Annotated in this window: 19 protein-coding genes and 1 other annotated feature; of the genes, 7 read left to right on the plus strand and 12 right to left on the minus strand. The window is 36.8% G+C overall.

The window, feature by feature from the left end:
- The first annotated feature begins 104 nt into the window (after window positions 1-104).
- Window positions 105-359, plus strand: a complete 255-nt coding sequence (locus NBX03_RS00480; protein WP_323373272.1) for a DUF6809 family protein — start codon at window positions 105-107, stop codon at window positions 357-359.
- Window positions 360-854: 495 nt separating this feature from the next.
- A complete protein-coding gene (locus NBX03_RS00485; RefSeq protein ID WP_250228819.1) occupies window positions 855-1,286 on the plus strand; it encodes a hypothetical protein in 432 nt (143 codons plus the stop codon).
- A 432-nt stretch (window positions 1,287-1,718) separates the two neighbouring features.
- Here the strand turns inward: NBX03_RS00485 and NBX03_RS00490 are convergent, their stop codons facing one another.
- Together NBX03_RS00490 and NBX03_RS00495 are read right to left on the minus strand one after the other, a co-directional pair.
- Window positions 1,719-2,660 carry a DUF4367 domain-containing protein gene (locus NBX03_RS00490; RefSeq protein ID WP_250228820.1) on the minus strand — a complete coding sequence of 314 codons (942 nt, stop codon included), beginning with the start codon at window positions 2,658-2,660 and terminating at the stop codon, window positions 1,719-1,721.
- Window positions 2,653-3,228 (minus strand): sigma-70 family RNA polymerase sigma factor, encoded by a 576-nt coding sequence (locus tag NBX03_RS00495; protein ID WP_250228821.1) that lies wholly within the window; start codon window positions 3,226-3,228, stop codon window positions 2,653-2,655. The genes NBX03_RS00490 and NBX03_RS00495 overlap by 8 nt, the downstream gene beginning before the upstream one ends.
- A gap of 400 nt (window positions 3,229-3,628) precedes the next feature.
- On the opposite strand from NBX03_RS00495, the gene NBX03_RS00500 reads away from it, so the two are divergent.
- Window positions 3,629-4,099 carry an HD domain-containing protein gene (locus NBX03_RS00500; RefSeq protein ID WP_250228822.1) on the plus strand — a complete coding sequence of 157 codons (471 nt, stop codon included), beginning with the start codon at window positions 3,629-3,631 and terminating at the stop codon, window positions 4,097-4,099.
- A 242-nt stretch (window positions 4,100-4,341) separates the two neighbouring features.
- Here the strand turns inward: NBX03_RS00500 and NBX03_RS00505 are convergent, their stop codons facing one another.
- From NBX03_RS00505 to NBX03_RS00520, 4 genes are all read right to left on the minus strand, one after another.
- Complete coding sequence (locus tag NBX03_RS00505) at window positions 4,342-4,548, minus strand: helix-turn-helix domain-containing protein (protein WP_250228823.1); 207 nt, start codon at window positions 4,546-4,548, stop codon at window positions 4,342-4,344.
- 964 nt (window positions 4,549-5,512) lie between these two features.
- Entirely contained in the window at window positions 5,513-5,725 is a 213-nt protein-coding gene (locus tag NBX03_RS00510; protein ID WP_250228824.1) for a helix-turn-helix domain-containing protein, read from the minus strand.
- Window positions 5,726-6,219: 494 nt separating this feature from the next.
- A complete protein-coding gene (ileS, locus tag NBX03_RS00515) occupies window positions 6,220-9,333 on the minus strand; it encodes an isoleucine--tRNA ligase (protein ID WP_250228825.1) in 3,114 nt (1,037 codons plus the stop codon).
- A gap of 612 nt (window positions 9,334-9,945) precedes the next feature.
- Complete coding sequence (locus NBX03_RS00520; RefSeq protein WP_250228826.1) at window positions 9,946-10,110, minus strand: hypothetical protein; 165 nt, start codon at window positions 10,108-10,110, stop codon at window positions 9,946-9,948.
- Window positions 10,111-10,197: 87 nt separating this feature from the next.
- Here NBX03_RS00520 and NBX03_RS00525 point away from each other — a divergent pair, with 87 nt between their 5' ends.
- Complete coding sequence (locus NBX03_RS00525) at window positions 10,198-10,419, plus strand: helix-turn-helix domain-containing protein (protein WP_250228827.1); 222 nt, start codon at window positions 10,198-10,200, stop codon at window positions 10,417-10,419.
- 767 nt (window positions 10,420-11,186) lie between these two features.
- Here NBX03_RS00525 and tnpA read toward each other — a convergent pair.
- From tnpA to NBX03_RS00555, 6 genes are all read right to left on the minus strand, one after another.
- Window positions 11,187-11,642, minus strand: coding sequence for an IS200/IS605 family transposase (gene tnpA, locus NBX03_RS00530; RefSeq protein ID WP_250228828.1), 456 nt, complete (start codon window positions 11,640-11,642; stop codon window positions 11,187-11,189).
- Between the two features lie 218 nt (window positions 11,643-11,860).
- Window positions 11,861-12,067 carry a cold-shock protein gene (locus tag NBX03_RS00535; RefSeq protein WP_250228829.1) on the minus strand — a complete coding sequence of 69 codons (207 nt, stop codon included), beginning with the start codon at window positions 12,065-12,067 and terminating at the stop codon, window positions 11,861-11,863.
- A gap of 775 nt (window positions 12,068-12,842) precedes the next feature.
- Window positions 12,843-14,465, minus strand: a complete 1,623-nt coding sequence (locus tag NBX03_RS00540; protein ID WP_250228830.1) for an FAD-dependent oxidoreductase — start codon at window positions 14,463-14,465, stop codon at window positions 12,843-12,845.
- Between the two features lie 972 nt (window positions 14,466-15,437).
- Window positions 15,438-16,001 carry an alkyl hydroperoxide reductase subunit C gene (gene ahpC, locus NBX03_RS00545; RefSeq protein WP_250228831.1) on the minus strand — a complete coding sequence of 188 codons (564 nt, stop codon included), beginning with the start codon at window positions 15,999-16,001 and terminating at the stop codon, window positions 15,438-15,440.
- Between the two features lie 440 nt (window positions 16,002-16,441).
- Window positions 16,442-16,759: a hypothetical protein gene (locus NBX03_RS00550; protein ID WP_250228832.1), complete on the minus strand. Its 318-nt coding sequence runs from the start codon at window positions 16,757-16,759 to the stop codon at window positions 16,442-16,444.
- 197 nt (window positions 16,760-16,956) lie between these two features.
- Window positions 16,957-17,385 (minus strand): DUF2752 domain-containing protein, encoded by a 429-nt coding sequence (locus NBX03_RS00555; protein WP_323373247.1) that lies wholly within the window; start codon window positions 17,383-17,385, stop codon window positions 16,957-16,959.
- A gap of 806 nt (window positions 17,386-18,191) precedes the next feature.
- Window positions 18,192-18,405: a binding site (T-box leader), on the plus strand.
- 575 nt (window positions 18,406-18,980) lie between these two features.
- Between NBX03_RS00555 and proS the strand changes: the two genes are divergently transcribed.
- From proS to NBX03_RS00570, 3 genes are all read left to right on the plus strand, one after another.
- On the plus strand, window positions 18,981-20,423 hold the full coding sequence (gene proS / locus NBX03_RS00560; protein ID WP_250228834.1) for a proline--tRNA ligase: 1,443 nt from the start codon (window positions 18,981-18,983) through the stop codon (window positions 20,421-20,423).
- Between the two features lie 1,159 nt (window positions 20,424-21,582).
- A complete protein-coding gene (locus NBX03_RS00565; RefSeq protein ID WP_250228835.1) occupies window positions 21,583-21,879 on the plus strand; it encodes a hypothetical protein in 297 nt (98 codons plus the stop codon).
- Window positions 21,880-22,032: 153 nt separating this feature from the next.
- Window positions 22,033-22,221 carry a PspC domain-containing protein gene (locus NBX03_RS00570; protein ID WP_250228836.1) on the plus strand — a complete coding sequence of 63 codons (189 nt, stop codon included), beginning with the start codon at window positions 22,033-22,035 and terminating at the stop codon, window positions 22,219-22,221.
- Window positions 22,222-22,383 lie beyond the last annotated feature (162 nt).

Consider the following 22,383-nt stretch of genomic DNA (forward strand, 5'->3'; position numbering starts at 1 on the left):
TCATAAGTGCTAAGGGTGGGGTGTATATGTTTTTTTCAAAAGCTAAAAGGTTTATGAGATAACAAAGATTTGTCACAAGAAGAAATAGTAGCGGGTGAGAGAAAATAAAAAGATTTTTAGAAGAACTTTTTTATAAACAATTACAGGAAGTTTTAAAATCGAATAGTATAAATATGCTGGATACAGAAATAGAAAGAAACAAGGAGCAGCTAAAAGCAAATCTGAATAAAAAACAAAAGAAGCTTTTACTTCGGTTTGAAGATTCAAAAGACTTGATAAAAGAAGAAAGCGGCTATGAAAGTTTTGTTGCGGGATTTAAAATTGATTTAAAGATCGGTTATGAAACAAATAAAGATTGAAAAGGGCTTTACGTTTCACTAGGGCGCGTTCCCACAAAGCTAAGGAGGCATCAGAAAGTGCATTATTAGGCCGCACTGGGTTGGCATCTTTCTTCCAATATGCGCCGCTGACGCTTTTAAATACTGCCCTTTTATCTGCACGCTTATATAGTGGAAAATGCTTTAGTACGTTAAACCGTACCATTACTTATGCCGTGCTTAACCCTTAAAGCAAATGTAGTAAATCTTTTATTATTTCTCCATAAAAGATTATAAGTTTTTCTTCTTGCACAAAATGGTGTATGATATCCATAAGGAATTATGAGAAGTTGAGCTTATGGCATATCCAGAATAAGAAATTTAAAAGGAGCTGCGGATTTAAGCCAGTGAGAGACTGCCGAAAAACTACATACACAAGGAACGAAACAGAGGAAAGAGAAATTCCATTTAGGCTGTTTTGCCTGCAAAATATTATAAAGCAAGCTTTAAAATTTAAATTCGTGGAGGTGATTTTATATGGCTGATTCACAAATTGAAATCCAAATAGGGGATAATTCTTTGAAAAATAATCATTATTGGAAAAAACTAATTTCCATGTTTGCTGTGGTTGGCCGGAAATTTGAAATTCACTGTTGGAATGAAGAAACGGAAGAAATAAAAGGGGCATTGGCTTTCGGCAAAGAAAAACCCGACGATTGGGCCTTTGGAAGAATCATCGAAGGCATTATTGATGAAAAATTCATTGAAATGATTCACCATACAATAAAGCCTCAGGATACGGAAATATACAATAAAATGACGCCTTTCTTTTCTATATTTATTGAAAATGGATTTTATTCTGAGCATTATGGAACGGAAATTCATATTTTATCTGCGCCTATGGAAGACAAGGTTTTTACGGCATTCCTAAAAGAGTTACAGGAATATGCAGTTGTCAATGTGTTATAAGTCATGTTTTTTTTAGGCCAAGAACTTTTAAATCCTCCTTTAAGTGATGCAATGATGGGTTCGATATGAAAGTAGAACTTATACTCGAATAAAAATAAAACTCAGCGTTGTAAATTTGCTTTTCCTTGATTTTATGCCTTTTCAGAGCCTGTTCCTTACTGCGGAAGAAAAGCAAATTTACTATATATTAAAATAACAGCGGAAAAAGAAAGGCAAGGGAAGCCTTTCTTTTTCCGCTGTTCTATTTATACGAGGCAGTGCCTGAAAATAGCTCCGCTTCTATGGCAAAATAGACTTCATGCCCTAAGCAAACCTGGAAAAGGATATAAGCATAAGCTTATAAATCTATTTAAGTGCTTCTCATATAGTTATAAAACTTATCTTTAAATTTAATGCTTATATGAGTTTGACAGGCGGCTCTCATGAATAAAGCTATTGAATGGTTTCAGCCATTTTTACTAATTCATCAGTGCTTATGCCGGAATCCACCGATGCAAAGAAATACATTACGCCGTTAATCTCTACATCTACGAATTTTTGCCCTTTGACAGCAGTATGGCCGTTTATTTCTATTTCTTCAATATCGCCTAAATCAGCGGAGAAAGCAGTGCTTTCATTCATATGGCGTAATTGGAGATACAAATCTTTGGTATGGTCTCCGTTGGTGAAATAAGCATAAGCATAATCACTGTCTTTTACAGGAGTTCCGCTTTCGTCATTAAAAAGCATCATTTGATAAAAGCGATACCCTTCAGGCATATAGGAAGGGAGGGAAAAATCAAAATTAAGATATTCTCTGGCTTTTTCAGGGTCTGAAAATGAGGTCATATTCATTTCCCTTTGGGCAGCCTTTTCCTCTGCTGTAAGAGCTTCGATTTCTTCTATGGTGTTGCCGTTTTCATCGGTATATATCTTTACCGAAAGGGTAAGCTCCTGGCCTTTATTGTCATATATTCTTGTGTTTTCCTTCAAGGCCTCAAGAACATTGCCTTCATCATCGTACAATTTCCCTTCAAGGCTTTCAGGAATCGTATAATCTCTGTCTTCCGGTTTTTCAGTGCTGTTTATTTCCGATACAGAGTAATGAGCGTATTTGCCTACAAAGATTTCTTTAATTGTGGTATACAGCTCTTCTCCGTAAGAGGTCATAGAAAAGCCGAAAAACAACAGGGCCATTGCCCCTAAAGCCACCGCAGGTTTAAAAAGCTTTTTTCTAAACTTTAATTTATTCATAAAATACTGATCTCCTTCCGCTTCTTCATGGGTATTATTAATTTTTAATATAAGCCGATGCAATAGTTCTTCTTTGGAATTGCTTTCGGAGCTGAAATCTGTCCGCAGCAATTGTTCAATATCTATATTTTTTTTATCCATTGCTACTGTCCCCCTTTTCCAATTCCTTTCTAAGTTTTTTCATGCTTCTGAATAGAATGACCCCTATATTGGAGGCTGACATGCCGGATATTTTGGCAATATCGGTATTTTTAAGATCCGATGAAAATTTTAAGCTGATGATTTCCCTTTCTTTTCTGCTTAATTTTGAAAGGGCCTTTATAAGCTTTGCGTTGCTTTCTTTCACGACGAGGATTTCCTCCGGCTCTTTGCCCAAAGATATAAAATTAGCTAAATATTCAAGAGAAACAAAGGTACGCCTTTGCTTTTTTCGGTAATAATCATTTACGGTATTTTTAGCGATGCCCATGAGCCATGCTTCCAAATTTCCCCGGTCGGGGCGATAGGAGGGGTATTTTTCTATTAATTTTTCAAATACCTGGCTTACAAGGTCGCCTGTGTCCCAATGATTATTGATTCTCAGGCTTATATAATTATATATCTGCTTATAGTGGGCCTCATATAATTGTTTAAATCTGCCGGCGTCAATGGCAATCTTTTCATTTTTACTCTCGGTTTTTTTGCCGGACATAGATATGGAAGATTCCATAGATGCCTCCTTTCACAGGTGAATTCAATTATTGCGCAATATTTTTTATTCACATATATTAATACGTAAATTCATGAATTCCATTACAGCCTTTATGATAAGTTGCAGGAAAGTATATAAAACTGAAAAGCAAAAAGACTATTTTCAAATTTCATGGATATGAATATCATAAAAGAGATGTCGGGAGAATGAAAGCAAGATATTTCTGTAGCCTATAGTAAATTTCAAATGTAATAAAAATCGTATGTTTTAAATGGATTAAATATAGCGGCTCTATATGTTTAAGCCGTTTATGAAAAATGGATTTTTATTGCATCCTTCTGTGAAATTTACTATAAAACAGCAGTTATGGTATACTGTAGGATAAAAGCAAAAACATTCTGATAAAAGAGGTGGCTCTATGGAAAACCGAATTGATATACTGAGAGATTATATTGATGAAATTCTTTTAAATATGTCCGACCCCTTTGAGCGCAGGTGCGCCTATCTGCATCTTTACGGCGTTTCGCAGTGCTGTGCCTTCATTGCCCTGAAACGGGGCGAAAATGCAGAATTAGCGACAATGGCAGGTATGCTTCACGACCTTTATACCTATAAATATTCGGACTCCAAAAATCACGCAAAAAAAGGGGCAGTATTGGCAAGAGATATTTTAGAGGAACTGCAATTAACTACAGCTTCTGAAACGGAGCTGATTTGCTCCGCCATTCATAATCACAGTTCAAAAGGCGGAAGCTTTTCCGGTTTCGATGAAGTTTTAATTGATGCAGACGTAATGCAGCACGCTCTTCACGATATTACAAAGCCTGTGATAGAGAAGGAGAAAGCAAGATTTGGAAAATTAGTCAAGGAATTTGGATTGAAAGCGTGAGATAAGTTCAGTAATTTTTGATGGCTTTAATTTATAAAAAGACAATTTAAACAGGGGGTTAATTTTTATACACTTAGAAAAATATCCCCTATAGGGCTATAATCATATCATTTAAGTAAGGGGAATGCCCGTCTGACGGACATCCCCCTTGCCTTTGGAAAATACTGATATTGCTGAAAATCTTCCCTTTTAAGAACTTTTTTACACCCTGCACAGGGTATATTTTTAAAATTAGGCTTTGCTTAATCTTTATTCTTTACATATATGGCAACGTCTGAAAGCTCGCAATCCAGAAGCCTGCATAGGTCGTCCAAGGTATTGGTAGATACGGACATGTTTTTCCTTAGGCGCTGAACGGTGCCATTACTCATACCGTGCTTAACCCTCAAGGTATATGTGGTAAATCCTTTTTTCTTCATTGTTTCCCATAAAGGATCGTAAATTATCATAATTATTCTCCTTTTGTATTGATAAAACTTATTATGGCTGTTACCGTTAACAAACTGAAAAGCAAGTTTGTTAACGGTAAAGAGGCGCTCACTTTAAAATCATTATAAGTTTAACTTCTATCATTTTCAAGTTCGCTTAATATAATAGACATATTCTATGGACGAATATTAGCCATAAGGGAGATGTTATTATGACCGACTATAAAGAGCTTTATCTTGATTTATTTGCAAAAGTATCTGATGCAATTGATTTACTCACAAAAGATAGGGAGAAATTTAAAATAATTCCTTATAAATTAAGATTTATATAATTGAAAATCGTATCAAGCCAATATTACTAAAGGTATAAATCTTAATTTACTATTCAGCAGGACTGTGAAAATAAAGTTATAGAGAATACAGACATTACAAAAAGCCCCTGACTCTTACGAATCAGGGGCTTTTTTAATAAGCAAGCTGATAATGCCGCTATTAATTCAAATTCAAGTATAGATGGAATGATATAGTAAATTTCTTATAAAGAAGGAACAAAAACCTATTTGCTACGGATTCATTGTTACCAAACAAAAAAGGGTTGATAACGATAAGAGAATGCTCACTTAAAAAAGATTTGCAGGCTTGCGCCTGCATCATTTTCCAAGTTCGCATAGTATAAAAACATGGATTTCCTTTGGAAAGATTACATTTTTGAATCCTCGTACAGTCAATTTGCTTTTATACCTTTATAATCATTTGACTTTAGGGGACATAAAATAAAAGGAAAGCAAATTGACAATGCTACTATTTCATATCAATTCAAGGCATATACGGTTTTGTTCCTGTTTTGCTTGAAATTTACTATAGAAGCTTTAAACCAATAGAAAGAAAATACAGCAGAAACCCCTTCCCTTTTTACTATAGGTTAAATCATTTAACCTGAAAGCAATGTCTGGTGATTACACCCTCACATTATTTAAAGAAGAATTCATTTGATATTCTTTACATCTGTTAGCCCAGCTATATAATCTAAGCTTACTTTATAATACTGTGCCAGCAAAATAGCAATATTAAATGGAATTTCTCTTTCCCCTGTTTCATATCTTGTGTATGTCGTTTTGTGCATATGAATTATTTCTGCAAGCTCTCGCTGACTTAAATCTGCCTCTTCTCTTAATTTTCTTATTCTCGGATATACCATAAATTCAACTCCTAATACTATACTTATTGACATAATACACCAATTGGAGTACAATAAGTTTGTATGAACACCGCTCGGTGTACAAAAAGAAAGAAGAAGATTTTATGGATAATAAAAGGTGCATAAATTGTAAATACTTTCGGCTGCATTACATAAAATATGCACGAGGCAATTACAGTGCATTGTCTTATGGGCACTGTGTTAAACCACGTTTAAAAAAGAGATATACAGATGACAAAGCATGTATAGTAAAACAATTAGATTACAGTAACAAAAGCCGTATATTTTGAATGGCTTAATAGAAGGGGTTCTATTATATTAAGCCGTTTATGAAAAATAGGCTTTTGTTACTACTTTAAAGTTGTTTTACGATATATATTGGGAGGAAAAACCAAGCAATAAGGCTTAATACACAAAAACACTGCTTTGCAGTTCAATAAAATTATATTAAAGCCCCTGATTCCTATGAATCAGGGGCTTTCAATAGTATCCTGCTATTTCTTGCTTACGCCTAAAATTACGTCTTCGCCGTTGATGCTCCAAGGTTTTGTATAGCTTCCGCCTTCTTCATTTGAGATGGCGTCTGCCAAGACGTCGGCCTTGATGTTTTCGGCATTTCGTAAAAAGATGCCGGCAATGGTTTCGTTGCCAGAATGGAATACCTCGATTCTGTCTGTTACTTCGAAGCCCGCTTCCTTTCTCATGGTCTGTATTTTTGAAATCAGCTCTCTTACGAAGCCTTCTTCAATCAGCTCCGGTGTCAGATTGGTATCGAGAACGATGGTTACATAGCCGTCGCTTTCGGATACGAAGCCCTCTTTTTGGGCAGTTTCAAATAATACGTCGTCTAAGGTAAGCTCAACTTCTGTATCGGCGATGGTGGCTTTTACACCGCCTGCGTTTAATTCGTCCATCAGCTTGTTGCCGTCGGCATTTGCTAAGAATTCACTTATTTTCGGAAGGATTTTTCCGTATTTGGGGCCTAAGGTCCTAAGCTGGGGTTTAAATTTATAGGTTGTGAGCTTTTCTACTTCTTCAGAGAAGGTCACATTTTTAATATTCAGCTCATCTGCGATGATTTCCTCATACATTTTCGGAAGCTCTGAGGCGGCCTTATAGAACATGTCGCCGATAGGCTGGCGGTTTTTAATGTTGGCATTGTTTCTGCCGGCGCGGCCTGCAACAACGATTTTAAGCACTAAATCCATGTTCTTTTCAAGGTCTTTATCCACAAACTTTTCCTCAAACACGGGGAAGTCCGTTAAATGCACACTCATGGGCGCGTTTTTATCCACAGAAAGCACAAGGTTTTTGTAGATGGATTCCGCCATAAAGGGGGTGAAAGGCGCCGTTAATTTTGTCACCGTTTCAAGAACCGTATAAAGGGTCATATAGGCGTTTATTTTGTCCTGTTCCATGCCGCTTGCCCAGAAGCGCTCCCGGCTTCTTCTTACATACCAGTTGCTTAATTCGTCTACGAAATCGCTTAAAGCTCTTGCCGGCTCGAATATTCTGTAGCTTTCAAGGTTTTCGTCTACAAAGTTGATTAAAGTGTTGAGCTTTGAAAGAATCCATTTGTCAATTGGCGGAAGCTTATCATGCTCTAATTGATATTGGGTCGGGTCAAATTTATCGATATTTGCGTAAAGGATATAGAAAGCATAAGTGTTCCAAAGGGTACCCATGTATTTTCTCTGGCTGTCGTTTACCGCTTCGTCGTAGAACCTGCTTGGAAGCCATGGGGAAGAGTTGGTATAGAAATACCAGCGTATAGCGTCGGCCCCCTGTTTATCCAGAACGTCCCACGGGTTTACAACGTTTCCTAAATGCTTTGACATTTTACGGCCGTCTTTATCCTGAACGTGGCCTAAAACGATGCAGTTTTCATAGCTTGACTTTTCAAAAATCAAAGTTGAAATCGCAAGCAAGGTATAGAACCAGCCTCTCGTCTGGTCAACGGCCTCGGAAATAAAATTTGCAGGGAAGTTCTCCTCGAATATTTCCTTGTTTTCAAAAGGATAATGCCACTGGGCGAAAGGCATGGAGCCGGAATCAAACCAGCAGTCGATTACCTCGGAAACCCTGTGCATTTTCTTTCCGCATTTCGGGCAGTCCAGTTCTACCTTATCGATATAAGGCTTATGAAGCTCTATATCGTCTGAAACGCCGCCGCCCATATCCTGAAGCTCTTTGATGCTGCCTACGGCGTGCTGATAGCCGCATTCACACTGCCAGATAGGAAGAGGTGTTCCCCAGTAACGCTCACGGCTTAATCCCCAGTCAATCACGTTTTCAAGGAATTTACCGAAGCGGCCTGTTTTGATATTTTCGGGAAGCCAGTTGATGGTATTGTTATTTTTAACAAGCTGGTCTCGTACCTCTGTCATTCTGATGAACCAGGTATCTCTTGCATAATACAAAAGCGGTGTATCACAGCGCCAGCAGAAAGGATAATTATGGGTATAATCCTCTTTTTTATAAAGGCTGCCGTCTGCTATAAGCTGTTCTACAATAAGGGGGTCGGCATCTTTTACAAACATTCCGGCCCATTTCACAGGCTCTATAAATTTACCCTGCTCATTTACAAGCTGAACGAAAGGAAGGTCATAAGCCTTTCCTACGGAATAGTCGTCCTCACCGAAGGCAGGAGCCGTATGAACGATTCCTGTACCGTCGGTTAAGGTTACGTAATCGGCGCAGGCGACATAATAGCCTTTTTTATCAAGATTCAGGCCAAAGTCAAAAATAGGCTCATATTCCGTATATTCAAGGTCCTTGCCTGTGCAGGTATCAATAATTTCGTAAGGCTCCAAAAGCACCTTATCTAAAAGGGCTTCTGCCATGGTGTAAATTCTGCCGCCTGTTTTTACCTTAGCGTATTTTTCAACAGGATTTACAACAAGAGCAATATTGGAAGGAAGGGTCCACGGGGTTGTGGTCCAAGCAAGGAAATACTCGTTATCCCGATTCTTTATTTTAAAGCTTACGTATACGGAAGGCTCTGTTACTTCTTTATAGCCCTGAGCAACCTCATGGCTTGAAAGGCTTGTTCCGCATCGCGGGCAATAGGGCACGACCTTGTGGCCCTTATATAGAAGGCCTTTATCCCATATTTTCTTGAGAGCCCACCATTCGGACTCAATATATTTATTATGATAAGTTACATAAGGGTCGTCCATGTCCGCCCAGAAACCAACCCGGTCGCTCATGGTACGCCATTCGTTTTCGTATTTCCATACGCTTTCCTTGCATTTTTTGATGAAAGGCTCTACGCCGTATTCTTCTATCTGGGGCTTTCCGCTGATGCCAAGCTGCTTTTCAACTTCAAGCTCTACAGGAAGGCCGTGGGTATCCCAGCCGGCTTTTCTAAGAACATTATAGCCCTTCATAGTGCGGTATCTTGGAATAAGGTCCTTTACCGCTCTTGTAAGCACATGGCCGATATGGGGCTTGCCGTTTGCAGTAGGGGGGCCGTCATAAAAGGTGAAAACCGGCGCCCCTTTCCGAAGCTCTCTGGAGCTTTCAAATACCTTGTTATCTTTCCAGAATTTCTGGATTTCAAGTTCTCTTTCGACAAAATCAAGGTTTGTCGAGACCTTTTGATACATAAAATTACCTCCTATAAATAATACAATTCGTTAATTTACAATAGCGTCAATAAAAACGGATTCAGCTTTTAAAATACGCGCCTTTCAAAGGCAATAAAAAAACCCCTCGCTACAGGGCGAAGGGTTATATCCGCGGTACCACCTGATTTGGCATAAAAATGCCCGCTCATGCATTTATCGTAAATTTCAAAAAAGACAGGAATAAAAGTCGTATATTTTGAATGGCCTAATCATAGAGCTTTATATATTGAAGCCGTTTATGAAAAATAGACTTTTATTACATCCTTGAGTAAAATTTACTTTAAACTGGATTCAAAAGGAACCCATTTATATAAATGCCTTTCGTAACGGGAAAGCGCCGTCCCCTCTTAATCATTTTCATTTTCGGAGGGGCCGCTGATGGTGATAAAAACCTGCGGCCTGAAACCGGGCTTTCAGCCATATATATAATTAAGTTTTCTAAGTATATATAAGACCCGGTTCTCTTTATAAAGGCTTGTGCCTGCTTCTTTGTCCATTTCGCTGCGTTTTAAATATAAGTGATAAATATTATACAATTTTTAATAAGATTTGTAAAGGGTTAACGGCGCTGGGAAAGATTGCTTTCCTTCATTATTGCCTTAAGCCGGTTTCTTTATAAGCCTCCGCCTTATTTTTAATCCTTTCTCCTTCGGAAGCATTGATATAAAGGGCTTCGGATTCCCTCTGGATTTCTTCAAGCTCCTCAATAATATTCGTAATCCTGTTAAATAAAATGAGATACATCTCCTGATACATGGATAAACCTCCTTTTGTGGTACCATATGATACCAAATTTATCGTTATTATATTACCATTTGGTACCATAATCAAGAGGTGATATGCATGTATTTTAAAAGGATTGCCGATTTGCGCATAGATAACGATATGACCCAGCAACAAATAGCCGATATTTTAGGCTGTAATAGGCAGGTTTATGCAAGATATGAAAGGGGACTTAGAGAAATTCCCATATCTATGCTTATAAAGCTTGCGAAGCACTATAATGTAAGCATAGATTATATTTTAGGTATCACGGATATAAAAGAGCCCCGTATCAAAAAATAGGGTTTGAAACCACTTGCTATGCAGGCAATTTCATTTTAAACAGGAAGCAGGCTTATACTCGAATTAAAGTAAAACCATAGTGTCGTCAATTTGCTTTTCCTTGATTTTATGCCTTCTTTACGCCCGTTACCTAGAGGTAAGAAAAGCAAATTTACTATATGGTTAAATCAGATAAAATGAAATCATCTTACTGCTGTTAGAGGTGAAATCCCTATGCAGCCAGATTGCTTTTACTTCGCAGCATGTATTTGGCTCTAAGAAGGCATATAGTAAATTTCAAGTTAAACAGTAACAAAACCGTATATTTCTTGAATTCAAATGAAATAGCAGCGATGTCAATTTGCTTTTCCTTTATTTTATATTCCCTAAAGCCAAATATTAAAAGCAAATTGACTGTACGAGGATTCAAAAATGTACTGTTTCCAAAGGAAATCCGTGTTTTTATACTACGCGAACTTGGAAAAGGATGCAGGCGCAAGCCTGCAAATCTTTTTTAGTGAGCGTTTTCTTATCGTTATCAAACTTGTTTTTGTTTGGTAACGATGAATCCGTAGTGAATCGGTTTTTGTTACTTCTTTATATGAAATTTACTATAGATGCCTATTTGGCGTAAATCCAAATCATGACCACCCGTCAAACGGGTGGTTTGCTCGCCCCTATAAGGGGCTGTTACCGGCCAGCGCCTAAAGACGCTGGCTTTCACTTTCGTTCAAGCCTTTATTGCCCTTGACTCGTCGCCACCCCTAAAAGGGTGTCCGTAATACTGGCTACCCCTTGAAGGGGTCCTCATACTCTTTCACACTCAGTTTATCCATCGCTATATCATAGTTTTCTTGTTCCTGAATGTATTTCTTTATGGTTGCCTCATTCAGTCCTACTGTGCTCACGTAATAACCTTCTGCCCAAAAGTGTCTATTCCCGAACTTATACTTTAAGTTTGCGTGCTGGTCAAAAATTATGAGTGCACTTTTCCCTTTTAAATATCCCATAAACTGAGAAACACTCAGCTTCGGTGGTATGCTGACCAGCATGTGTACATGGTCGCGCATGAGATGCCCTTCGATAATCTCTACTCCTTTGTATCTGCAAAGTTGTTTTAAAATATCTCTGACACTTTCTTTGTATTGATTATAAATAATTTTTCTCCTATACTTAGGAGTGAACACTATGTGGTACTTACACATCCACTTGGTGTGGGCTAAACTATTTGCCTTGTTGGCCATGAAAATCACCTTTCCTTTCGTTATAATCTGGCTTGAACAACCTTATTATAACGGAAAGGTGATTTTTTTGTATAACAAACACCGCGCACCCGCATAGCGGGTGGTTATTATTTCGCACGCTTTGCGTGCTCAACTGGGTCACGACCCATAATAAAAAAGCACCCCTAAGGGTGCTTTCCGGTATTCTTATTATGAAAGCGCTGTGCCTGTGTGAAAGCCTAAGCTACACAAACGTTAGCTGCCTTTAATTTACCGTTCTGACGGTCACGCTCTAAGTCGTAAGACACTTTTTGGCCTTCTTGAAGGGTTTTAAAACCATCTGAAACAATAGCTGAGAAATGTACGAAAACATCATCGCCATTATCGTTAGAGATAAAACCAAAGCCCTTAGATTCGTTAAACCATTTTACTGTACCTATATTCATATAAGTACCTCCTAATATTTTATTCATATTCACAATAGTACAAAAAAATCACATACTTTTACAAATCGTTAAATATACAAACAATCAACGACTTACAAAAATATGTGAATCAATCGAAAAATTTTGAATACTGTAGGTAGTTTAGCATACCTTTATACATTTGTCAAGGGGAAAATAAATTTAAATATTTCCATTTATGGTAAATTTAAATGAAACAGCAGTGGAACCGTTTATTCACATTGAATCAAAAATGTACTGCTTCCGAAGGAAATCCATGTTTTTAAGGCTTTGGTGCATAGGATTTTACTGCTTCCTTACAAGAAATTTACTATAGTACCAATGCCAATTGCAGTAAATAAACTTAAAAATAAATATATATTTCTTAGAGCGTGAAGTCCAAATAAAAGTCCATTACACTATAAAAACGCGGCCTCATCGCCGAAAATACGAAAATTTTTGTTTTTTTCCAAAGGGTACTTTTACAGCCTTGCTGAAAAGTATATTCTTGTTGGTTTGAATATTTTCAGGCACTGCCGGGCATATAAAAAGCCCTATCTTTTAAGACAGGGCTTTTAGTAAAATGGCGCTAAGCTAGTAACAAAAGCCTATTTTTCATAAACGGCTTAATATAATAGAAGCGCTTTATTAAGCCATTCAAATATATGGTTTTTGTTACTGTAATCAAATTATTTTATTATAAATGGGAGGAGAAAGGATTATGGTAAAACAAAAGCAAAGCAGCTGCAATCAAATTAGTTGTTTTATAGTTTAAATTTTATTTATTTAACAAGCCGATTAATTCGTCAACAGGCTTTTTGCCGAAATGAACTTCCTCGTCATTTATAATGATACAGGGAACGCTCATAATATTATACTTGTCCTTAAATTCAGGGAAGTAGGAAACGTCAATCATTTCCGCCTCTACGTTTTTATTTTTAGCGGCGATAAGCTGGGTTCCCATAACCACCTCCGGACACATGGTACAGGTAAGAGACACTCCAACCTTTACATTGACCTTTTTGTCGATGGAATTTATTTTGTTAAGGGTTTCGTTTGATATTTCCTGGCCAGGGCCTGCGGTATTATAAAGAGCGATGACGAAGGAGTTAAATTCATGGCCGCTGGGGATTCCGTGATATTTTATCCCCATGTAATGATCCTCATGGTCGTAAAGGGCAAATACAGGAATCATCTGGGCGTTTATTTCTTTTTCAACTGTTGGATTTACCCCTTCTTTATAATAGTCCACAGTAACCTTCTCTCCAATTGCCTTAAAATCATCAAGGAAGGATTTTAAATCGGAGGAAAGCTTGGAATCGTCGATTAAAACCTTAATCTGTACTTTATTAAGGAATTTATCAAGAACAGGCTTAAGCGAGTTTTTCAAATCCTCGTCAAAGAAGCTTTCGCCGTGGGCGGCTTCTTCTTTCTTTTCTTCCTGTTCGATTACAAGACCCAGCTCTTCCTTTTTATGCTCAATGTACTTTTCTATATTTGTTGCGGCAATAGCCCCGTCGGATACGGCCGTTACAAGCTGGCGAAGCTTCTTCGGACGAATGTCTCCGGCGGCATACACGCCGTCAATATTTGTTTTCATATCATCGTCTGTAAGGATATACTTTCTTTCGTCAAGGGTTATGACAGTTTCAAAAAGAGATGAAAGAGGTTCATAGCCTGCAAATACGAAGGTTCCGAAAGTTTTTCCCGAAGGGGCCTCATAGACCCATTCCTCATTTGTTTCCTTATTGAAAAGAACGGCCTTGTTTGGTACGTTCCCTCCGGAAATTTCTTTGATAACGGTGTTGAATTTTACTTCTATTTTATCGTTGGCCATTACCTTGTCGGCGATGGTCTTTGAACAGGAGAAGGAATCTCCTCTTACTAATACGTAAACTTTCTTTGCATATCTGGTGAGGAAGATAGCTTCTTCCGCTGCGGCAAAGCCTCCGCCTACAACAAATATATCAAGGCCTGTAAAAAACTGCCCGTCGCAGGTTGCACAGTATCCAACGCCCCGGCCTCTGAACTCGTCCTCGCCTTTAAATCCGGCTGTTCTTGGCCTTGCCCCTGTGGATATGATGATGCCTACCGATTCATATTCCCCATTTTTCGTCTTTACCTTTTTGATATCCCCTGAAAAATCGACGCTTTCAACCGTATCCATAAGATATTCCACGCCGAAATTAATAACCTGTTTTTTCATATTTGCCATGAAATCAGCACCGGATATGTTTTCTATTCCCGGATAATTCACAATTTCACTGGTAATGCCGATTTGGCCCCCTAAGCCGTCCTTTTCGATAATCAGCGTTTTAAGCTTTGCCCTGCCTGCATAAATACCGGCAGAAAATCCCGAAGGGCCGCCGCCTATGATGATTAAATCATAAATATTACTCAAAATCCCACAACCTTTCTACTGATTCGGATATATAAGATGAAGTTGATAAACATGCTGTAAGTTTTATTAAAATAATGCCTAAAAGAAGATTTCTTCCATATGGTTCTCTAATAGAACTATATTTATAGTATACCATAATATAATTTCTATAAATATATTTATAGAGCTAAATTTCAATGCTGTATCAGGGATTTCCCTTATAGAAAGCGGCTCCCCTAGGCGTAGAACCGCGCCGCTCCATAAATAAAATGAAGAAAACCCTGCATAGAATTCCATTCGTAGTATTTCTTATTTCCCCAATATTCAAACCCCAAGAAACGAAATTTGTATTGTGACCAATCCAAAGCGTCCCTCCTTAAGCTCACAAGGCATCTTTGAAGCACATTTGTTCTTTCTCTAAGGTCGTGCCTTTTCGTATGAACGAAATTTGTATTGTGACCAATCCAAAGCGTCCCTCCCTAAGCTCACAGGACATTTTTGAAGCACATCTGTCCTGTTGTCTAAGGTTGTGCCTTTTCGTATGAACAAAATTTGTATTGCGGCCAATCCAAACCGTCACCCCCTAAGCTCACAGGACATTTTTGAAGCACATCTGTCCTGTTGTCTAAGGTCGTGCCTTTTCGTATGAACGAAATTTGTATTGTGACCAATCCAAAGCGTCCCTCCCTAAGCTCACAGGGCATCTTTGAAGCATATCTGTCCTGTTTTCTAAGGTCAAGTCGTATAATTAAAAACAGGCAGCAGGCCTGCCGCCTGCTGCCAAAAGCCTGCCGTAAACACAGCAATTTGTTTAAATAAGACAAATATCAAGTTGCCGCTTATCTCTAGGCGTGTAGGCTTAATTAAATAAATCTCAGAACAAATTCTTGCATTAATTAAGCTGCTATAAATTATAGTTTATAACACATTCCTTTTTACATAAAGGAAATGCAGCATTCTTTTAAATTAACAAAAAATCAGCCGTTTAGAAAATTAAATCTTTCCTACTAAGTCAAAGCTTGGTTTTAAGGTCTCTGCACCTGGCTTCCAGTTTGCAGGGCAAACCTGATCGCCGTGTTCAGCTACGAACTGAGCTGCCTGAACCTTTCTTAAAAGCTCGTCTGCGTTTCTTCCGATGGCGTTGGAGTTAATTTCATAAGCTACGATTTCACCCTGAGGATTTACGATAAATGTTCCTCTTAAAGCCATGCCGTCTGCTTCGATTAAAACGTCAAAATCTCTTGTGATAACGTGAGTTGGGTCTGCTATCATAGGATATGTGATTTTCTTTATTGTATCGGAAGCGTCCGCCCATGCCTTATGAACAAAGTGGCTGTCTGTAGATACGGAATAAACCTCACAGCCGATTTTCTTGAACTCTTCATACTTATCTGCTAAATCTCCAAGCTCTGTAGGGCAAACAAACGTAAAATCAGCAGGGTAAAATACAACAACAGACCATTTTCCCTCTAAATCTTTGTTTGTTACATCAATAAATTCACCCTTCCGAAACGCCTTTGCGCTAAATTCTCCGACCTTCTTACCTATTAATGACATCGTTTTTCCTCCTTGTTTTTTAAAATTTTATTTTAAGTTCATTAAAGAAATATGATAATAAATGTAAGCCTTTTAATTATGAACATATACTATGTAAATAAAACACCGGCTTTATTAACTTAAAAGCCTATCATAATTATTGAAAGGCAAAATTAACTTATAAATTAGCTATATTATGCTCATACATTTCTTAAAGAGAAATGTAAAATAAATATATAATTTGTTACTGTAATTAATTTATTTCAATATATCTGCGAATTAAATCAAGCAAAACCTAACTTGATTCATATTATATCATATACGAAATAAAAGTCAATACTAAATAATAATAATTATCAATTGAATTTTCTTAAAATTAAAAGCCCGCTGGAAAAACGAGCTTTTAAGGGGACATTTCCAGCAATAAAATCTTTTAAGAGTTTAAAGATGAAAACAAATTCCTAATAGTAAAATCCTGGGTAGGCCTGCATTATAATAGAGCTGATTGCAGATGATAAAATAAAGCTTAAAATGATTCCTATAACCATTAAAATAAGCTGTGCCTTGGCGTAATTGCTCTTATTGGGGTTTTCATTGGCGGAAAAAGCCCATATTAAAAGCATTATAATATTTACGCAGGGGATTGCGGACAGAAGAAGAATGATTAACCAGTCTTTCAGGCTAAGATCCTCGCGGTAAGGGGCCGAAGGGGGCACTGTATACTGGGGCCTGCTGTCATACTGCCCTTGATTGTCGTTAAAGTTATTGTTTTCATCCATTTCTATAAACCTCCATCTTCTTTATAGGAATTACCTTTTATTAAATTTTTTAATATATTTACTTTAGGAAATGTAATTTTTAATAAAATCAGGTTTTAATTGATAGGATTGCTTCGTAAACGAAGTTCCTGCTTATACATTGCCTTTATAAAATATATTAACTAAAATCAAGCTTTGTTTCATTATTCCACAATAATCTATTTTTTGTCAATTACATTCCTGTTAAAAATATTCAAAATGTTATGCCGGTTAAATTCCAGCGGCTCCTGCCCCGGGGCATTCAAAAGCCTTACGGCAAATAGAACGAAAGACAGTAAAATTATAATAAGCGCCGGATAAAAAAGCTTTTTCACCTTTTCCGGTTTTTTAATTTTATAATAAAAATACACTGCCAGAAGAGGAACAACAAAAAACACCATGGGGTGGTAATAAAAAGCTTTTCTTATATCAAAAGCTAAAAGAGCCATAAAAGCCCTCGACATGCCGCAGGCAGGGCATGGAAGCCCGAAAATCACCTGTGACGGGCAAAAGTATCCAAAAAATTGATTGCTTAATATATAGTATATAAGAAGCAAAATTAATGATACATGGTATTTTTTTATGATATTCATAATATAATTGTACATAGACCTATTTTACCACAGGTTTTTGCCTCTTTCAAATCATAGGCACAAAAAGGGCTTTTTTATGCCTTTCAGGCAAAAGCTGTTAATTTATATTAAATGACATATGTAAATCTTTTTAAAAGAGTGCCTTTTTATGGTTAATAAACTTGTTAGTCATCAAATTTCTGATGTAAAATATAAATAAACTAGTTTATTTTATATTCTTGCCGGTTTGACTATTTTCAGACACTGCCTATTTTAAAGAATAAATTTTAAGCTTATGCTAAAAATATAAACGTAAAAGAATACAGATTGTTTATAAGATTAAACTTTATTTATGCCATGTTGACTTTGTTTTTTATATACTGTATAATCTGAATAAAATCAAGCTAGGCTTGATTTTATTCATGAATATATTTTGCTATGCAAAATGTATGAATGGAATTGTCGCATAAGAAGTATTTCGTATAAAATCAAGCCATGCTTGATTTTATACATGAATATATTTTGCTGTGCAAAATGTATGAATGGAATTGTCGTATGAGAAGTATTTCGTATAAAATCAAGCCATGCTTGATTTTATACATGAATATATTTTGCTGTGCAAAATGTATGAATGGAATTGTCGTATGAGAAGCATTTCGAATAAAATCAAGCTATGATTGATTTTATACATGAATATATTTTGCTGTGCAAAATGTATGAATGGAATTGTCGTATGAGAAGCATTTCGTATAAAATCAAGCTATGCTTGATTTTATACATGAATATATTTTGCTATGCAAAATATATTCATTCGTTTACGGCTATGATACAATATCTTTTAGCTAAAGACTGTGATAAAGGAATAGTAATATTATAACTTTCATGGAATTTTTAATTCCCAGAGAGGGGGCGGAAGGTGAAAGCTCCCGTTAGTATAATATGAACCCGCCTTTTAGTCCTTTGGGAAAGAACCAAAGCGCAAGCCTGCGTTAAAGGGCATAGAGATAGTATTTATACTAATTAGGATGGTACCGTCGGATATGTCCGGCTCCTTTTGGGAGCCGGACTTTTTTTATTTTTATTACTGATAATTAAATTCGAAGGAAACAGTAAGGGTTTTTGCAGGAGGGAAGACTACAGGGCCAATGCTTATAAGGCAAATGCACGTATCGTTTTGTGGATTAGAGAATACGGTTTCATATGTATAGTAAAATAATTTGATTACAGCAACAAAAATCATATATTTTAAATTTAGTGAATCTGAAAACATTTACAGGCAAGCTAGGTGAACATTCACTTATAGTCAACAAAGATTTTTTCGTTTTTGTTGACTATGAATGACTTAATATAAGCGCTTCTATTATATTTAAGCCGTTTATGAAAAATAGGTTTTTGTTCCTGCCTTAAATCTATTTTACTATAGAGTAAAAAACAAATAAATGCTGTAAAAAACGTATATTCGAAATAATTCAAAAATTATTGTATTTGAAGAAAATGTGTGTTTTTGAATTATAAAGAACCCTCTTTTATAGCTGCTGGGTTTTTGTTTTATCATATAAAATAGCAAGCATAGAGAGAAATACATTCAACCCAATTAAACTATGAAGGATAATATAAGGAAGGAGATTATTATGGCAGACAACAAAAATAATAAGAATATTGAAGCCATTACAAACAGAGAAGACGATTTTGCCAGATGGTATACGGACGTGGTTAAAAAGGCGGAGCTTGCGGATTATTCCTCCGTAAGAGGCTGTATCATTTTTAAGCCCTACGGCTATGCCATATGGGAGCTTATGCAAAGAGAGCTTGACGACAGGTTCAAAGAAACTGGTCATGAAAACGTATATATGCCCATGTTTATACCCGAAGGGCTTTTACAGAAAGAAAAGGACCACGTGGAGGGCTTTGCGCCGGAGGTTGCATGGGTTACCCACGGAGGCAATGAAAAGCTTCAGGAGAGGCTTTGTGTTCGCCCCACATCAGAAACCCTTTTCTGCGAGCATTACGCAAATATCATTCAGTCCTACAGAGATTTGCCAAAGCTTTATAACCAGTGGTGCTCCGTTGTAAGATGGGAGAAAACCACTCGTCCTTTTTTAAGAACCATGGAATTTTTATGGCAGGAAGGCCATACTGCCCACGCAACGGCAGAAGAGGCTCAGGAAGAGACCTTAAGAATGCTTAATGTGTATGCGGAATTCTTTGAAAACGTTCTTGCTATCCCTGTTATAAAGGGACAGAAAACAGAAAAAGAAAAATTTGCCGGTGCAAAGGCAACTTATACCATAGAAGCCCTTATGCATGACGGAAAGGCGCTCCAATCAGGAACCAGCCATAATTTCGGCGATGGCTTTGCGAAAGCCTTCGGCATTCAATATACCGATAAAAACAACGAGCTTAAATCTGTTCACCAGACCTCATGGGGCCTTTCTACCCGTATGATCGGCGGCCTTATTATGGTTCATTCCGATAATAACGGCCTTGTGCTTCCGCCGGGGGTTGCCCCGACTCAGGTGATGATTATTCCTGTTGCCCAGCATAAGGAAGGGGTTCTTGAAAAGGCGGCAGAAATTAAATCAAGGCTTTCCAAGGTATGCCGAATTAAGCTTGACGATTCTGATAAATCTCCCGGCTGGAAATTTAGCGAGCATGAAATGAAAGGCGTTCCCATTCGTCTCGAAATAGGGCCGAGAGATATAGAAAACAACCAATGTGTTCTTGCAAGAAGGGACACAGGAGAAAAGATAACGGTTTCTCTTGATGCTATAGAAGAAGAAATTACAAAGCTTTTGAAGTCAATCCATGACGGGCTTTATGAAAAAGCTTTAAATTTCAGAGATGAGCATACTTACAAAGCAGAAAATTACGATGAATTTGTAAAGATTATCGAAGAAACCCCCGGCTTCATAAAAGCTATGTGGTGCGGAGAAACTGAATGCGAAGAAGCAATGAAGGAAAAAACCGGCGCTACCGCAAGATGTATTCCTTTTGAGGAGGAAACCGTTTCAGACAAATGCGTATGCTGCGGGAAGCCTGCAAAGCATCTGGTTTATTGGGGCAAAGCTTATTAAAAGACTATAGTAAACAAACAGGTTTTCATTTTTGCTCACTATAAAACAGAGCGGCGGAGGTTCCTTCATTTGCCGCTCTGTTTTAGTAGGATGAAATGCATACGCCTGGAGTATGCTTGGATTCAATATAAAATAATATCATTGTCAATTTGCTTTTTCCTTATTTTAAGCCGTATCCATGCATTCACTTCGGCATAAAAACAAATTGATTATATGGTGGCGCTTGGCTCAAAAAGGCCCTGTTAAAGCGGTTTGGTTTGCTGTATAACCCCAATTTTATTGGTTTTTGCTGTGAATAAAACAAAAATTAAAGCCATTAAAAAAGATGTCAAATTTGCAGATATTTGTATAAAAATATAGAAGCTGAAGGGCAACAATGCCCTCTTTCTTAATCACGATAAATCCATAAAAATCTGAACAAGATTTTGGTTTTAGCAGCTTAGGCTTTTCCTACAGTGTGTAGCCGAAATTTCATTTTGGCCACAGGACAAATGTTTCTGCAGCTTTGTCCTGCTTTCCTTATGCCAAGATTTACTCAAATACAGAGATGACCCTTATAAACAATTTTATTTCCGTTACGTATATATGAAAGAATAAAGAAGGTAATATAAGAGCTGCAAATTTATTTTAAAAAATATTATTAAATTTAACCTTTGAAAATTTGAATTTGCTTTGATGCTTAAGGACATAATAATTAATAGAAGAAAGTGAACGCTTTATTTACTAAAGCCTGTTATAGCATGTTCTGAAATGCCAAATTTTAGTTTATTTTTCTTGAAAAATAATTTCTTCATCAAAGATATTCGAAATGCATCTTAGCTAGCCAGATGAATCCTATAGGCTTCATAAAAGCGGTTTTTTTTCCGGAGGGAAAGAAAAAGTTTAAAGAGCATTTTTGTGTTTTATACTTTACGGCCGGATTTCTTGACCGTTTTGCTTGAACTTCCGATTTTAAGACAAAATCTCCGTTGGTTATCCGGTTTCAAAACTTGCTCTAGCTGCAAGACCCAATATGTACTTTATTTCATGGAAATAAAACATCAAAGATAAAATTTAAAAAGTGTAAATTTATAAATTTCAATATTCTTTTATTTTGCAAGCTTTTATTAATGAAGATATATTAAAAATAATTTTTGCTAAATTTATAGGGGGCTTTCATATGGCTATGGTTTCTATACTATTACCAATATTGGCGCTTGCTGTATTAAGTATTTTTGCAGGCTATATTGCTTTGGTGCTTCTGCTTTTAAGGCAGGGGAAAATTATTCTTGGGTTAATTTTACCTTTCGTTTTTTTGATTCTCGGCTCTTTTATTTTAATTCCTATAATTATTTTCGGGCTGCATTTAACAAGGCTTCTTTTTATTATCGGCTTATGTGCAATGATATTTTCCATAGCAGGATTTATCGCCGCTCTTATAGGAAAGCTTATTTCTGATGATAATAGAAATCTGTAAGCAAAAAAATTAGCAGCTTTTAGATTATAAAAGTAAATTTGTTTAAAATTTGTAATCAAACTCATCTTTCATTCAGACTATTAAAAAAGATATTACGTATTATTAAACCATACAGTGAATATTCAGGATTGTGTTTAGTTTAGGAGAATTACTATGGGTAAAAAATTATGCTTGTCCAGAAATAATAAGATAATTGCCGGTGTATGCGGGGGCGTTGGAGAGTATTTCAATGTTGACCCTACTCTTGTAAGGGTCATAATGGTTCTTTTGCTTTTTGCCTCAAGGCTGGCTTTTATCGCCGTGTATATAATTTTATGGGCCGTAATGCCCTTATCTGAATAAGGATTTCTATTTCCGGCAGGGTTTCCAAAAGAAAAAACTCTGCCGGAATGATATTTTACAGTAAATTCCTCATAAGAAGGAACAAAAGCCCATTTACTAAAGACTTAAAGACGAGGATTTCAACAAGAAAAGGATATCTTTAAGCCTATGTAAATATACGGT

Source organism: Anaeropeptidivorans aminofermentans (assembly GCF_940670685.1).
GTDB lineage: Bacteria > Bacillota > Clostridia > Lachnospirales > UBA5962 > Anaeropeptidivorans > Anaeropeptidivorans aminofermentans.

What these genes read in the sequence shown, in the direction of transcription:
- NBX03_RS00565 (WP_250228835.1), top strand. Translation starts at nt 21,583, where the DNA reads ATGGCTATGGTTTCTATACTATTACCAATATTGGCGCTTGCTGTATTA.
- NBX03_RS00520 (WP_250228826.1), bottom strand. Translation starts at nt 10,110, where the DNA reads ATGTATCAGGAGATGTATCTCATTTTATTTAACAGGATTACGAATATT.
- NBX03_RS00500 (WP_250228822.1), top strand. Translation starts at nt 3,629, where the DNA reads ATGGAAAACCGAATTGATATACTGAGAGATTATATTGATGAAATTCTT.
- NBX03_RS00525 (WP_250228827.1), top strand. Translation starts at nt 10,198, where the DNA reads ATGTATTTTAAAAGGATTGCCGATTTGCGCATAGATAACGATATGACC.
- NBX03_RS00550 (WP_250228832.1), bottom strand. Translation starts at nt 16,759, where the DNA reads ATGGATGAAAACAATAACTTTAACGACAATCAAGGGCAGTATGACAGC.
- proS (WP_250228834.1), top strand. Translation starts at nt 18,981, where the DNA reads ATGGCAGACAACAAAAATAATAAGAATATTGAAGCCATTACAAACAGA.
- NBX03_RS00495 (WP_250228821.1), bottom strand. Translation starts at nt 3,228, where the DNA reads ATGGAATCTTCCATATCTATGTCCGGCAAAAAAACCGAGAGTAAAAAT.
- ahpC (WP_250228831.1), bottom strand. Translation starts at nt 16,001, where the DNA reads ATGTCATTAATAGGTAAGAAGGTCGGAGAATTTAGCGCAAAGGCGTTT.
- NBX03_RS00510 (WP_250228824.1), bottom strand. Translation starts at nt 5,725, where the DNA reads ATGGTATATCCGAGAATAAGAAAATTAAGAGAAGAGGCAGATTTAAGT.
- NBX03_RS00490 (WP_250228820.1), bottom strand. Translation starts at nt 2,660, where the DNA reads ATGGATAAAAAAAATATAGATATTGAACAATTGCTGCGGACAGATTTC.
- NBX03_RS00505 (WP_250228823.1), bottom strand. Translation starts at nt 4,548, where the DNA reads ATGATAATTTACGATCCTTTATGGGAAACAATGAAGAAAAAAGGATTT.
- NBX03_RS00555 (WP_323373247.1), bottom strand. Translation starts at nt 17,385, where the DNA reads ATGTACAATTATATTATGAATATCATAAAAAAATACCATGTATCATTA.
- tnpA (WP_250228828.1), bottom strand. Translation starts at nt 11,642, where the DNA reads ATGGCCAACAAGGCAAATAGTTTAGCCCACACCAAGTGGATGTGTAAG.
- NBX03_RS00485 (WP_250228819.1), top strand. Translation starts at nt 855, where the DNA reads ATGGCTGATTCACAAATTGAAATCCAAATAGGGGATAATTCTTTGAAA.
- NBX03_RS00570 (WP_250228836.1), top strand. Translation starts at nt 22,033, where the DNA reads ATGGGTAAAAAATTATGCTTGTCCAGAAATAATAAGATAATTGCCGGT.
- NBX03_RS00535 (WP_250228829.1), bottom strand. Translation starts at nt 12,067, where the DNA reads ATGAATATAGGTACAGTAAAATGGTTTAACGAATCTAAGGGCTTTGGT.
- ileS (WP_250228825.1), bottom strand. Translation starts at nt 9,333, where the DNA reads ATGTATCAAAAGGTCTCGACAAACCTTGATTTTGTCGAAAGAGAACTT.